Source organism: Gemmatimonadota bacterium, assembly GCA_041390125.1.
Taxonomy (GTDB): domain Bacteria; phylum Gemmatimonadota; class Gemmatimonadetes; order Longimicrobiales; family Gaopeijiaceae; genus JAGQIF01.
Genome location: JAWKQN010000027.1, coordinates 1 through 12,918, shown reverse-complemented (window position 1 = coordinate 12,918; position 12,918 = coordinate 1). Strand labels below are relative to the sequence as shown.

Genomic DNA, 12,918 nt, shown 5'->3' with positions numbered 1-12,918 from the left:
CGGTGGGGCAACGCGCCGCGCTGCGGCTGCGGGTCGGGCGCGCTGACGGGGGCCGGGGAGAGCCGGGACCCGTGGAGGGGCAACGCGCCAGGGGGCGACGGCGGGTCGGCCCGGGATCCGAGCGCGTCCAGGGCCGCACACCCCCCTCGGGCCGGACGCTGGCACCGACGGCCCCGGGTCGCTGCCGGGCCCCTGGAGCGGAGCAGCACCCAGCGGCGGAGCGGGCGTCGGCCGGGCGGTCGACCCCACGGGCAGCCCCGCCGGCGTTATCTTCTCCCCTGCTTCCCACACCCGCCCGGCCGCGCCGGCGCCTGTCATGGACATTCGCAACATCGCCATCATCGCCCACGTCGACCACGGGAAGACCACCCTCGTCGACCAGATGCTCCGCCAGGCGGGCGTCTTCCGGGACAATCAACAGGTCGAAGAACGGGTCATGGACTCGAACCCGCTGGAGCGGGAGCGAGGCATCACGATCCTGTCCAAGAACACGTCCGTGCGCTGGAAGGACGTGAAGATCAACGTCGTCGACACCCCCGGGCACGCCGACTTCGGCGGCGAGGTGGAGCGTATCCTGCGCATGGTCGACGGCGTGCTGATCCTGGTCGACGCGGCGGAGGGGCCCATGCCCCAGACCCGTTTCGTCACCCGCAAGGCCCTGGAGCTGGGGCTGCAGCCCGTGGTGCTGATCAACAAGGTCGACCGCGCGGACGCGCGGCCGGCGGCCGTGCACGACGAGGTGCTCGAGCTGTTCTTCGACCTCGAGGCCAACGACGCCCAGTTGGACGCGCCGTTCCTCTACGCCTCCGGGCGCGAGGGCTGGGTGGCCTTGAAGCCCGGCGAGGTGGGCGAAGACCTCGCCCCGCTGTTCGAGACCATCATCGCGGCCGTACCGGCCCCGGTCGTGGACGAAGAGGGACCGTTCCAGATGCTCATCTCCACGCTGGACTACTCGTCCTACGTGGGCCAGGTGGCCATCGGCCGGATCGAGCGGGGACGCGTGCACCTGGGCGATCCGATCGTGCTCCTGGACTACGGGGAGCCGGGCCCGGTCGAGGACGAGTCGATGCAGCGGGCGAAGGTCATGCGCCTCTACGGCTTCGACGGCTTGCGCCGCGTCGAGATCGAGGAGGCGGGCGCGGGCGACATCGTGGCGCTGGCGGGGTTGGAGGACATCGAGATCGGCCGCACGCTCTGCGAGCCCGACCACCCGGAGCGTCTGCGCGGGATCCAGGTGGAGGAGCCCACCCTCTCCGTGGACTTCACCGTCAACGATTCCCCGTTCTCGGGACGCGCGGGAAAGTTCGTCACCACCCGCCAGGTGCGTGAGCGCCTGATGCGCGAGCTGGAGAAGAACGTGGCGCTGCGCGTGGAGGACACGGATCAGACGGACACCTTCACCGTGTCCGGCCGCGGCGAGTTGCACCTGACCATCCTCATGGAGACCATGCGCCGCGAAGGCTACGAGTTCCAGGTCTCGCGCCCGCGCGTGGTGGTCAAGGTGGACGACAACGGCCAGCGGCTCGAGCCGTACGAGGAGGTCGTGGTCGAGGTGCCGAGCGACAGCGTGGGCGTGGTCATCGAGAAGCTGGGCCAGCGCCGGGCCGAGATGACCGACATGCGCACCATGGACTCGGGTGCCACCCGGCTGCGCTTCCGTCTGGCTTCGCGCGGGCTCTTCGGCTACCGCTCCGAGTTCATGACGGACACGCGGGGCGAAGGCATCCTGCACCACAACTTCCTGGAATACGGGCCCTGGGGCGGCATCATCCCGGGGCGTAAGCGCGGCGTCCTGGTCGCGGACCGGGAAGGGGAGGCCGTCGGGTACGCGCTCTACAACCTGCAGGAGCGCGCGACCATGTTCGTGGAGCCCGGCGATCCGGTCTACACGGGGATGATCGTGGGTGAGCACGTCCGCCCGGGCGACCTGGACGTCAACGTCTGCAAGGGCAAGAAGCTCACGAACATCCGGGCGGCCTCCGCAGACGAGAACATCCGGTTGGAGCCGCCGCGGCGCCTCACGCTGGAACTCGCGCTCGAGTTCATCGAGGAGGACGAGCTGATCGAGGTGACGCCGGACGCGCTCCGACTCCGCAAGCGCGTCTTGGATGCCAACCAGCGGAAGAAGAGCGCGAAGAAGCTGGCGCTCACCTGATCGGATCGCAGCGAATGTCCCCCGCGCCCTGGTAGCGTCCGCCGTGTCGGATCGTCCCCTCCACAGGGATCTGGTCGACGAGAACGACCATCCGCTCAACCTGGTGCACGGGTTGGGCCCCGAGGAGCGGGCCGCCTGGACGGTGGACCGGCCGCCCTTGTTCGAGGTCTACATGCGCATGGCCGAGGAGCTGGCCAAGCGCAGCACCTGCGCCCGCCTGCAGGTGGGGACCGTCCTCACGGACGCCGCGCTCGAGAACGTGGTGGCCATCGGCTACAACGGGAACGTGCGCGGCTTTCCCAACGCCTGCGACACCGAGATCCCCGGTGCCTGCGGCTGCATCCACTCCGAGATGAACGCCCTGGTCAAGGCGCCCGGCGCGCTGCCGAACAAGGTGGCGTTCGTCACGGCCAGCCCCTGCGCGATGTGCGCCAAGCTGATCGCGCAGGCCAACGTCTCCCACCTGTTCTACCGCGAAGCGTACCGGAAGCGGGACGGTCTCGACATCCTGGAATGTGCGGGAGTGCGGACCGTCCACTACACCCGGTGGCGAGGATACCAGTGGTGATGTCCCTCCTGGATGAAGGTTCGTTCTTCCTGCCCGGACCGACCGAGGTCCACCCCGATGTGCTGGCGGCGCAGACCCGTCCGATGATCGGGCATCGCGGCGCCGCCATCCGCACGCTCATGGAGCGGTTGCAGGACGGCCTCAAAGAGGTCTTCCGCACGGAGCGACCCGTGATCGTGAGCAGCTCCTCCGCGACCGGCCTGATGGAGGCGGCCGTGCGCAACGGCGCGCACCGCAAGGTGCTCTCGCTGGTCAACGGAGCCTTCTCGGAGCGCTTCGCCGAGATCGCCCGTGCCTGCGGCCTGGAGGTGGACGTGCTGGAGGTCCCCTGGGGCGAGGCCCACGATCCCGCGGCCGTGCGGGAGCGCCTGGCGGGCGGAGACTACGAGGCCGTGACGGTCGTGCACTCCGAGACGTCCACCGGCGTGTTGAACCCGGTCGGGGAGATCGCAGCGGTCGTGCGCGAGCATCCGGACGTGCTGGTCCTGGTGGACGGGGTGACCAGCGTGGGTGGCGCGCCCGTCCGCACGGACGATTGGGGGCTCGATTTCGTGCTGACCGGCTCCCAGAAGGCCCTCGCGGTGCCGCCGGGCCTCGCATTCGGGGTGGCCTCCGAGCGCATGATGGAGCGCTCCGCCGTCGCCACCCGCAAGGGCGTCTACTTCGATCTGCACGAATTCATGAAGAAGCTCAAGACGTTCGAGACGCCCAACACACCGGCCGTCTCGCTCTTCTACGCGCTGGACGTCCAGCTGCAGCGCATCGCGTCCGAGACCCTGGAGGCGCGCTGGGCCCGCCATGCGGCGCTCCGCGACCGCACCCTGGCCTGGGTGGAGGCGCAGGCGGCGGACGGCGTGGGCATCGGCGTGCTGGCACCGGAGGGCGTGCGCTCGCCCACCGTGACCTGCGTCACGCTTCCGGACGGGATGGACGGCCCGGCCGTCGTGGCGGGCATGAAGGCGAAGGGGTGGGTGATCGGCGGCGGCTACGGGAAGCTGAAGCCCACGTCGGTGCGGATCGGCCACATGGGCGATCACACGCTGGAGGCGCTCGAGCGGCTGCTCGGGGATCTCGGCACCGTGCTGGAGGGGCTGGCTCGATGAACGCCGCCACGCCGCACACCGCCGCCACGCCCTTCCGGATCCTCGTCGCGGACGGCATCTCCGCCTCCGGCCTGGAGCCGCTGACCCGCGACGAGCGCTTCCAGGTCGTCCGCGTCTCCACACCCGACCAGCTCCTGTCCGAGCTGCCCACCGCACACGGTCTGCTCGTCCGCTCCAAGACCCGGGTGGATGCGGAGCTCCTGCAGCACGCGCTCGTCCTGGAGGTGATCGGCCGCGCGGGCGTGGGCGTCGACAACATCGATCTCGAGGCCGCCACCGCGCGCGGAATCCCCGTGCTCAACGCGCCCGCGGGCAACACCATCTCCGCCGCCGAGCTGACCATGGCGCTCATGCTGGGGCTGGCGCGCGGCGTTCCTGCCGCGGACCAGGCGCTGCGCAGCGGTACGTGGTCCAAGACCCAGGGGGTCGAGCTGCGGGGCAAGACGCTCGGTCTGGTCGGCGCGGGACGCATCGGGGGCGAGGTGGCGCGCCGCTGTCTCGCGTTCGGGATGCGCGTCCTGGCGTACGACCCGTACCTGAGCGCGCAGCGCGCCGAGGAGCTCAACCTCGAGGCGGCGGATCTCGACACCGTGCTCGGCGAAGCCGACGTGATCTCGCTGCACGTGCCGCTCACGGAGTCCACGCGCGGCCTGATCGACGCCGCGCGCCTGAAGGCGCTCAAGCCCGGCGTGCTGCTCATCAACGTGGCCCGCGGCGGTGTCGTGGACGAGGACGCGCTCGCCGAGGCGCTGCACGCGGGTACCATCGCAGGCGCCGCGCTGGACGTCTACGAGCACGAGCCGCTCCAGGAGGGCAGCCCGCTGCGGGGCGCGCCCAACCTCGTGTTGACGCCCCACCTGGGCGCCTCCACGGCCGAGGCGCAGGAGCTGGTGGCGCTCGAGATCGCCGACGCGGTGCGCCTGGCCCTGCTGGAGGGCGATCTGACGCGGGCCGTGAATGCGCCGGCCGTCGGTGGCGAGACGCTGCGCCGCCTGCGCCCGCTGCTGGAGCTGGGACAGCGCCTGGGCCGCGTCGCGTGCGCGCTCGCGGACGGCGCCATGCGCCGCGTGGAGGTGCGCTATGCCGGCGCGTCCACCGAAGCGCTGCGTCCCCTCTCCCAGGCCGTCCTGGCGGGTGTGCTCCAGAACGTGCTCGGACGCGATCAGGTGAACTTCGTCAACGCCGGCCATCTCGCCTCCGGTCGCGGAATCGACGTGAGTCGCTCCCGCACTGCGGCGCGCTCCGACTACGCCGAGTTCCTCGAGGTGGTGCTCGAGACGGCCAGCGAGGAGCTGCGCATCGGCGGCACGGTGCTGGGGGAGGGCCATTCCCGGATCGTCCGCATCGGTCCCTACCGGGTGGATGTGCGCCCGACCGGCACGTTGCTGATCCTCAAGAACCAGGACGTGCCGGGTGTCATCGGGAAGGTGGGCACGCTGCTCGGCACGCTCGGCGTGAACATCGCCGAGTACCACCAGGCGCGTCTGGCGCAGGGGGGCGACGCGCTGGCGGCGGTGTCGGTGGACGGCAGCGTCGGCCGCGACACCCTGCAGCGCCTGCTGGAGATGCCCGAGATCACCGAGGCGCGGATGGTGGTGCTGGACTGAGGAGGCTGCCGATCCGGGGTGCGTGGGGTGGGCGGCGCAGCGGCGCCCGTGCAGCCGCCCCCCGATCGGGCATCCTGAGGGCGCCTGCTCCTCGCCCCGGGACGCACCCTCGGGTCACGGGCGTGCCGCGAGCTCCTTCCGGATCAGGGCCCGCTCGAAGAAGTCCTCCGTGGCCGTGAAAGCCTGGATCCAGCGGTGGTACAGCAGCGAGTCGTGCACGTCGTCCGGGAAGACGATCAGCTCGTGCGGGACACCGTGGGCGCGGAGGAGCTGCACCAGGCCCACCGTCTGGGAGAAGTCCACGTTGCGGTCGTCGTCGCCGTGCATGAGCAACACGGGTGAGCGCCAGTTCTCGATCTCGGAGACGGACGACGCCTGCCAGGCCACGCTCTCGGGATCCAGCGACCCGTAGTAGTGCACGCCGGCCATGTCCACGCCGGCCTTGAAGATGTCGGAGTTCCGGGCGAGCGCCTGCGCGGTGAGGATGCCGCCGTAGGAGAGACCCCACACGCCGATGCGCTCCACGTCCACGTCCGGCCGCTGCTGCAGCCAGCGGCCGACGGCCTCGATGTCGCGGTATTCGTAGTTGCCTTCGTTCCGGCGTCCCGGTGCGTTGCGGAAGGCGCGGCCGTAGCCGATGCCGCTCCGGTAGTTCACCGAGACCACCACATAGCCCTTGTTCGCGAAGTACTGGTTCATCGCGTAGGCCATGTGGTAGAAGTGCATGTAGTGGTAGCCGAGCAGCATCTGCCGGCGCGAGCCGCCGTGGATGAACAGGAGCGCCGGGCGCTTCTCCCCCGGCTTCAGGTCCGGTGGCAGGAAGACCTGGTTGTGGAACTCGAAGCCGTCGGCGGCCTCGAGCGTCACGTTCTCGGGCTCCACGTGCCGCGTCAGCGGAAAGCGGTCCGGGAGCGTCGTCACGAACCGGGGCTCGCCGCCGCTCGCCGGCACCAGCGCCACCGACAGCGGCCGCTGCGGTCCACCCGCGAGCACCGCCACCTGCCGGCCGGACGCCAGCACGGCCGGATACGTCTCCACGCTCGACCCGCGGGTGAGCTGTTCGGCGCGCCCGCCCGCCGTCGGCACCTTCCACAGGTGCCGCCGGTGCAGGTCGTCCACGTTGGTGGCGTAGAACAGCGTGCGCCCGTCCGCCGACAGCCCGATCTGCTCGGCGATGCCGTCGCCCGGCGTGAGCAGCCGTGCCTCGCTGGAGACGCGGTCCGCGGGCACCGACCAGTAGTGACGCCACCCGTCGGGCTCGGCCTGGAAGAGGATGTGGTCGCCGGCCCAGAGGATCTCGCGCACCTCGGAGAGCAGCGAGTCGCCGGGCGCGTTGTGGAAGATCTCCCGACCTTCGCCGGTGGCCACGTCGGCGACCCACAGGGACCAGTCGTACCCACCGGCGAAGCGGGACTCAAGCAGGCCGTCCGGAAGCTGCGCGGCCCGCGCGTCGGAGACGTCCTGGCCGGCGCCGAAGGGGAGACCGGGCCTGCGGATGAAGGCGATCCGGCTGCCGTCGGGGGACCAGACCGGGCTCGTGTCGCGATCGACGCCGGGCGCGAGGTACGTGATGCGCGGCGCGTCCACGTCGTAGACGCCGATATAGCTGTGATCGCCGCGCTCGCTGACGAAGGCGATCCGCTTCGAGTCCGGGGACCAGACCGGATCCTCCTGCGTGCCGAACACCCGGAACAGCGGTGGCTCCTCGTCCCGGAGCTGAGGGCTGCCCAGCCCGGGATTGACCGGCGCGCGATAGACGGCGCCGTCCTTCGCATACGCGACCCAACGGCCATCGGGCGACAGCGCCAGGTTCCAGCCCTCCACCACGCGCCAGGCGCGCGTGCCGCCGGATGTGGAGACCGCCCAGATGGCGCGCTCGGCGCCCAGCGGATCGCTGGCCGGATTCGCGATCCAACCCTCGCGGTTGGGCGTATGTCCGCGGATGAACGTCACGACGGTGCCGTCGTCCGAGATGCGCAGCGTGGTGAGGTCGTGCCCGTCGTCGTCCGGGTAGTCCGTGAGCCGCATCGGTGTGAAATCGGGAGCGGCGGCCGTGAAGACGTTGCGCAGGCCGCGCTCGTACTCGATCCACGCGATGCGGTCGGCGGCCTTCGCGGACACCAGCTCCACCGGGAAGGGCGGGCTCAGGATATCGTCGACGGAGAAGCCCTGGGCGCGGAGGGGTGAGGGCGCGAGGAGCGCGAGCAGCGCGAGGGACAGCAGAGCGGGTGTGGCGGTGCGCCGGACGGACATGCGGGCCTCCGGAGGCGGTCGGGCGGTGGACGCCCGTACAGCATAGGGAGCGGACCGGCACCCCGCGACCGGGCGCCCACGGGAGCATGCGACCGCCCGGACGTTTCAGCGGAAACGCGGGGCGGGCCTCAGACGCTTGGCCCACTCGGCCGGCCTGCCCGGATCCAGATGCGAGCGCGCGGACGTTTCAGCGGAAACGCGGGGGCGGGCCTCACACGCTTGGCCCGGTGGTCCACCAGCTGCGACCCACATCCAACCGCCCGGACGTCCCCGCGGGAACGCCGGGGCGGAGTGGGGAGCCCGGCGCGTCCAGACTGGGTGCGCGCTTCAGCCCGGAGGGTGTCGTCCGTTCGACAGGCTCCAGACGTAGGCTGTGGCGTCGGTGAGGTCCGGGTCGTTGCGCCCCCCGGATGTGGCCTACCACGCCGGGCCCGAGCTAGTCCCCCATGACGCCGCGTGGGTCCAACGAGCCAAGCGGGCCGGAGGGGTCGGCGGCCACCATCCGTCCAACGTACGCATAGATCTCGGCGTTCTCTCGCAGCTGCCGGTCTATGGCAGGCTGCGCGCTGGCCAGCGTGCGAAAGAACGTGGCCGCATCCTCCAGCAGTTTGCCAGCGAGTGCACCATGCGTGCGTCCCTCGCTCTGGCCCAGCGGCTCAGCCTGGAGGAGTCTGCCCATCTGGCGGAAGACCGAGGCGTTCTCGCCGAGCTCGCTACGCAAGGGTTCATTCTTCTCGGCCAGCGTGCTGAAGAATCCGGCCGCCTCTTCCAAGAGACGGGCAGCCACCTCGGCGTTAGTACCCATCGGGATGGCCGGGGCATCGTGGGCACGGCTCGACATGGGTTCGATCTCTTGAGATCAGCATCGCCGTTTTCGAGCAGGATCGAAGGGCTCACACTGCGGTGTTCTACGTAGCAACGTCCCCGGTCGTCACAGCTAGCGGATCACCCCGTAGCGCCGCAGCACCTCGACGGTCTCGTCGATCGGGAGCGCATCCGCCACGCTGCCCTGGCCCTCCACGGTGGTGGCCTTGAGCAGCGAGTTGTAGATGGCTTCCTCGGTGGCCTCCACCACGCCCTCGAACAGCGCCGACATGGGCTCGTTGGCCAGATCCTCGACGGTCTGCACGGACTCCCGCGGATCGCGCCGCACGGATCCGGCCGTGGAGAAGGCGATGACGTAGTCGCCCGACCCGTTCCCGGCGAAGGACCCCGTGCGCGCCAGGCCCATCAGCGCGCGCCGGGCCAGCCGCTCCAGGTTGCGGGCGGAGAGCGGCGCGTCGGTGGCCACCACCATCATGATGGAACCGTCCCCCGCGTCGTCGGGCGAGGGCCCACGGCCCTCCACGGCGTTCTGGAAGGAGTAGCGCCCCAGCGCCTGCCCGACCGGCGCGCCCGCCATGGTGAGGATGCCGCCGAAGTTGGATTGCACCAGCACGCCGACGGTCCATCCGCCCAGCGCGTCCGGCAGCACCCGGCTGCTGGTGCCGATCCCGCCCTTCCACCCGAACGCGCGGGTGCCTCGCCCGGCGCCCACGGACCCTTCCTCCACCGGACCGGACGTGGCGCCCTCCAGGGCGTCCACCACGTGCCGGGGCTCGATCGGGCGGGCGCGGATGTCGTTCAGGCCGCCGTCGTTGGTCTCGCCCACGACCGCGTTGAGCGAGCGCACGTTCTCCATGCCGGGCAGGGCCAAGGCCCATTCCACCATGGCGTCGGCCGCCTTCCAGACGCACAGCGTGCACGTCAGCAGGATCGGCGTCTCCAGCTCGCCCAGCTCCCGCACCTGGGTCACCCCGATCAGCTTGCCGTACCCGTTGCCCACGACCATCGCGGCCGGCACGCGGTCGAAGTACACGTTGCCCGGATGGGGCCGGATGGCCGTCACGCCGGTGTTGACCCGGCTGCCGTCCGTGACGGTGGTCTGCCCCACCAGGACGCCCTGGACGTCCGTGATGGCGTTGGCGGCCCCGGTGGGGAAGATGCCGACCGTGATGCCGAGGTCGCGCGCCCGGGGGCGCTCGGACGTCTGGGCCATGAGCGAGCCGGGAAGGAGGGGAGCCACGACCAATGCGAGCAGCGCTGCCCGGACCCGGAGCCTCAGGGCGGCGGCGGAGCCGAGGCCCGCCCGCGAGGATCGGACGCCGGGCCTCACCGCCCCAGCGCCGCCACGTCCAGGAGCATCAGACCGAGCAGCAGGGGCTGATAGAGCAGAGAGCCCAGGAAGACCGAGCGGGCCCGCGCGGTGCTCATGCCCCGCCAGGCGCGCACGCAGAGCCAGATGAGCCAGATCCCCAGGCCCAGGGCGCCCACCGCGTAGAGGGAGCCGGTCAGCCCGAACAGGGAGGGCAGCAGGCTCACGGGCAGCAGGATGGCCGCATGGGCCACCATGTGGAGCCCGATGACCTTGCCGCCGGGATCGGCGGGGGGCGTCAGCAGGAAGCCCGCGGCCCGGTAGTCCTCCCGGAGCACCCAGGCCAGGCCGAGGACGTGGGGCATCTGCCAGAAGTAGGCGATGCCGAACAGCACCCAGGCGCCGGGCGACAGCGAGCCGGTGGCGGCGCTCCAGCCCACCAGGGCCGGCACGGCGCCCGGGAAGGCGCCCACCAGGGTGGCGACATAGGTGCGGGGCTTGAGCGGCGTGTAGACGAAGTTGTAGGCGGTCCCGGCGGTCAGGGTCAGCACGGCCGGCAGCCAGCCCAGCCCCACCCACAGGACGGCCGTGCCGGTGGCGATCAGCAGCAGCGCGAAGGCGAGCGCCGCCCCGGGGGCCACCCGGCCCGATGGCAGCGGGCGCGACCGCGTTCGGCGCATCAGCGCGTCCGGAGCGCGCTCCAGGTACTGGTTGAGGGCGAGCACGCCGCCGGTGGCGACCAGCAGGCCCGCGGCCAGGACGGCCAACGGCCCCAACGAAAGGCCCGCACTGCCCTGGGCCAGGTACCAGGCCGCCGCGGCCACGATGACCACGTACAGGGCGATCGTGGGCTTGGTCAGCTCGTAGTACGCATGTGCGCGTCCCCCCTGCCGCGGGGCGGCAGCGGGCGCCCGGGGGCGCTCGGGGGGTCGGGCCACGGTGGTCAAACGGCGAAACCTCTTCGGAGGGGCCTCAGTACTACCGGGTATGAGGTCCACGAACTCGTCCAGCGTCAAGGATCGGCGCCGCGATCAGGACAAGGTCTGGCGACGGGCGCTCTACGCGTCCCTCGTCTTCCACGCCCTGATCTTCCTGTTCTGGCGTCATACCCCGATCCCGACGTCTCCATTCGCGGCGGCCGGCCCTCGGGCCGGTGACAACCGGGCCGCCGCCGGAGGCATGCAGGCGCTGAACGTCCAGGCGCCGCCCACGGTGCCCATCACCCCGCCCCCGGTGCCGCTCCCCACCCTCGAGGACGTCGAGCCGATCGAGATCGACACCGAGGTCCGGGTGGACGCGGGCGCCGCCCTGGGCAACGCCCCCGGCGACCTCCAGGGCCCCGGCCTGGAGAACGGCCAGGGCAAGGGCGATGGCGGCACGGACGAGGAGGGCACCTTCCGGCTGGTGCCGCCCTCCCCCCGGGGCATGATCCTACCGCCCTCGAGCCGCGACTTGAAGGGCCGGCAGGTGGAGGTCTGGGTCTTCGTGGGCGTGGACGGCCGCGTGGTGGCGGACTCCACGCGCCTCAATCCGCCCACCCCGTCGCGCTCCTTCAACGAGCGCCTGATCCGCGAAGCCGCCGAATGGGTGTTCCGGCCTGCCACCAAGGGCGGGGAGGCGGTGGCGGCGTGGTTCCCGTACACGATCAGCATGTAGGGAAGCACGCAACGCCGTTCGCCAGGACCCCTGCGCCGCTCAGCTGACCGGCTTCCGCGCAGGCCCTTCCAGCCACCGCCCCGGCTTCTCCCCGGTCAGGGCGCCACCCCGGATCACGGGAACCCCGTTGACCAGAAGGTGCTCGATGCCGGATGAGTACTGGTGGGGGTCGGCGTACGTGGCCCGGTCTCGGATGGTCTCGGGATCGAACACCGCCACGTCCGCAAGCATGCCGGGAGCGAGCCGGCCCCGGTCCGTCTGCCCCAACCAGTCGGCGGGCATGGACGTCATCTTCCGGACCGCTTCCTCGAGCGAGATCACGCCCAGCTCGCGCACGTAGCGCGCGAGCACGCGGGGAAATGCGCCATAGCTGCGCGGATGGGGAAAGCCTTCCCCGTACCCGACGTTGTCGCCGTCCGTCTCGATCATGGCCAGCGGGTGTTGCAGGATGCGGATGACGTCCTGCTCGTCCATGGCGTGATAGATGGCGCTGAAGCCGCCGGCCAGCTGCAGCTCGATCGCCAGATCGATCCCGGCCTCCAGGTCCATGCGATCGTGGCCACGATCCTCCGCGTAGTCGGCCAGCGTCCTGCCGTCGTAGGAGGGATCGGATGGCAGCGTGCGAAACTGCACGCGGGCCAGGTCGGCTCCTCCGCGGTCCTTCATCCAGATCTCGCGCATGTCGGCCTCCATGCGATCGCGGGTCGCGGGATCGGCGACCCGCTCGGCGAAGGCGGCGGCGCCTCCGGCCAGAGCCCACTGCGGGAAGAGGATGGAGGAGCCCGTGCTGCTGGCCGCGTAGGGATAGAGGTCGTGCGTGACCTTCAGCCCCGCCGCGTTCGCGGAGTCGATGAGCGCCAGGGAGCGTTCGCTCCACCCCCACTGTGCGGCGCCCGTGGCCTTGTGGTGGTTGATCTGGGCGGGGATGTCGGCCTCGTCGGCGATGCGGATCAGCTCACGGACGGAATCCAGCAGGCCGGAGCCCTCGTTGCGCATGTGGCTCACGTAGATGCCGCCGTACTGCGAGGCCACCTTGGCCAGCTCGATGACCTCCTCCGTCCTGGCGTAGTTGGCGGGAACGTAGAGAAGTCCCGTGGACAGCCCCATTGCGCCCTGTCGCATCGATTCGGCCACCAGCTCCCGCATCTCGTCCAGCTCGTCGGGAGTGGGGTCGCGGTTGTCGAGTCCCATGACCTGACGACGCACCCAGGAGTGGCCGGCCCAGAACGCGAGGTTGGGGGCGGTCTCCAGGCCGGACGCAAACGTGTCCAACGGCCAGGGTTGATCGCCCGAATGCAGTGAGGCCGACAGCGTCGTGATTCCCTGACGGAGGAAGTTCTCCGACAGCGGGTGGTCGGCGATGGAAAGCTGCACGTGCGAGTGGTTGTCGATGAATCCCGGGGTGACGACGCTGCCCGACGCGTCGATGACCCTGCGTGCCT

At 71.0% G+C, this 12,918-nt stretch carries 10 protein-coding genes; 5 read left to right on the top strand and 5 right to left on the bottom strand.

The genetic code is table 11. From position 1 onward, the window contains the following. Positions 1 to 316 precede the first annotated feature (316 nt). From typA to serA, 4 genes are read left to right on the top strand one after another with little or no spacing between them, the layout of a single operon-like run. A complete protein-coding gene (gene typA / locus R3E98_20595; GenBank protein MEZ4425806.1) occupies positions 317 to 2,155 on the top strand; it encodes a translational GTPase TypA in 1,839 nt (612 codons plus the stop codon). A gap of 43 nt (positions 2,156 to 2,198) precedes the next feature. Next, a complete protein-coding gene (locus R3E98_20590; protein MEZ4425805.1) occupies positions 2,199 to 2,723 on the top strand; it encodes a deaminase in 525 nt (174 codons plus the stop codon). Further along, positions 2,723 to 3,826: an alanine--glyoxylate aminotransferase family protein gene (locus R3E98_20585; GenBank protein MEZ4425804.1), complete on the top strand. Its 1,104-nt coding sequence runs from the start codon at positions 2,723 to 2,725 to the stop codon at positions 3,824 to 3,826. Before R3E98_20590 ends, R3E98_20585 begins: the two co-directional genes overlap by 1 nt. Beyond that, positions 3,823 to 5,433: a phosphoglycerate dehydrogenase gene (serA, locus tag R3E98_20580; GenBank protein ID MEZ4425803.1), complete on the top strand. Its 1,611-nt coding sequence runs from the start codon at positions 3,823 to 3,825 to the stop codon at positions 5,431 to 5,433. Before R3E98_20585 ends, serA begins: the two co-directional genes overlap by 4 nt. A gap of 114 nt (positions 5,434 to 5,547) precedes the next feature. Here serA and R3E98_20575 read toward each other — a convergent pair whose 3' ends face one another. The 4 genes from R3E98_20575 to cyoE all read right to left on the bottom strand — a co-directional run bounded on the left by R3E98_20575 (position 5,548) and on the right by cyoE (position 10,758). After that, positions 5,548 to 7,686 (bottom strand): prolyl oligopeptidase family serine peptidase, encoded by a 2,139-nt coding sequence (locus tag R3E98_20575; GenBank protein MEZ4425802.1) that lies wholly within the window; start codon positions 7,684 to 7,686, stop codon positions 5,548 to 5,550. Positions 7,687 to 8,122: 436 nt separating this feature from the next. After that, complete coding sequence (locus R3E98_20570; GenBank protein ID MEZ4425801.1) at positions 8,123 to 8,527, bottom strand: hypothetical protein; 405 nt, start codon at positions 8,525 to 8,527, stop codon at positions 8,123 to 8,125. A 96-nt stretch (positions 8,528 to 8,623) separates the two neighbouring features. Next, positions 8,624 to 9,724: a P1 family peptidase gene (locus R3E98_20565; protein ID MEZ4425800.1), complete on the bottom strand. Its 1,101-nt coding sequence runs from the start codon at positions 9,722 to 9,724 to the stop codon at positions 8,624 to 8,626. A gap of 113 nt (positions 9,725 to 9,837) precedes the next feature. Further along, positions 9,838 to 10,758, bottom strand: a complete 921-nt coding sequence (gene cyoE, locus R3E98_20560) for a heme o synthase (protein ID MEZ4425799.1) — start codon at positions 10,756 to 10,758, stop codon at positions 9,838 to 9,840. Positions 10,759 to 10,807: 49 nt separating this feature from the next. Here cyoE and R3E98_20555 point away from each other — a divergent pair, with 49 nt between their 5' ends. Further along, complete coding sequence (locus tag R3E98_20555) at positions 10,808 to 11,476, top strand: hypothetical protein (GenBank protein MEZ4425798.1); 669 nt, start codon at positions 10,808 to 10,810, stop codon at positions 11,474 to 11,476. 39 nt (positions 11,477 to 11,515) lie between these two features. Here the strand turns inward: R3E98_20555 and R3E98_20550 are convergent. After that, positions 11,516 to 12,918, bottom strand: a 1,403-nt coding sequence (locus R3E98_20550; GenBank protein MEZ4425797.1) for a D-aminoacylase, incomplete at its 5' end; no start/stop codon positions are given.

Excerpts from the sequence above, each read along its gene's own strand:
- typA (MEZ4425806.1), top strand. The coding sequence starts at position 317 with ATGGACATTCGCAACATCGCCATCATCGCCCACGTCGACCACGGGAAG.
- R3E98_20575 (MEZ4425802.1), bottom strand. The coding sequence starts at position 7,686 with ATGTCCGTCCGGCGCACCGCCACACCCGCTCTGCTGTCCCTCGCGCTG.
- R3E98_20585 (MEZ4425804.1), top strand. The coding sequence starts at position 2,723 with ATGTCCCTCCTGGATGAAGGTTCGTTCTTCCTGCCCGGACCGACCGAG.
- serA (MEZ4425803.1), top strand. The coding sequence starts at position 3,823 with ATGAACGCCGCCACGCCGCACACCGCCGCCACGCCCTTCCGGATCCTC.
- R3E98_20570 (MEZ4425801.1), bottom strand. The coding sequence starts at position 8,527 with ATGTCGAGCCGTGCCCACGATGCCCCGGCCATCCCGATGGGTACTAAC.
- R3E98_20565 (MEZ4425800.1), bottom strand. The coding sequence starts at position 9,724 with ATGGCCCAGACGTCCGAGCGCCCCCGGGCGCGCGACCTCGGCATCACG.
- R3E98_20555 (MEZ4425798.1), top strand. The coding sequence starts at position 10,808 with ATGAGGTCCACGAACTCGTCCAGCGTCAAGGATCGGCGCCGCGATCAG.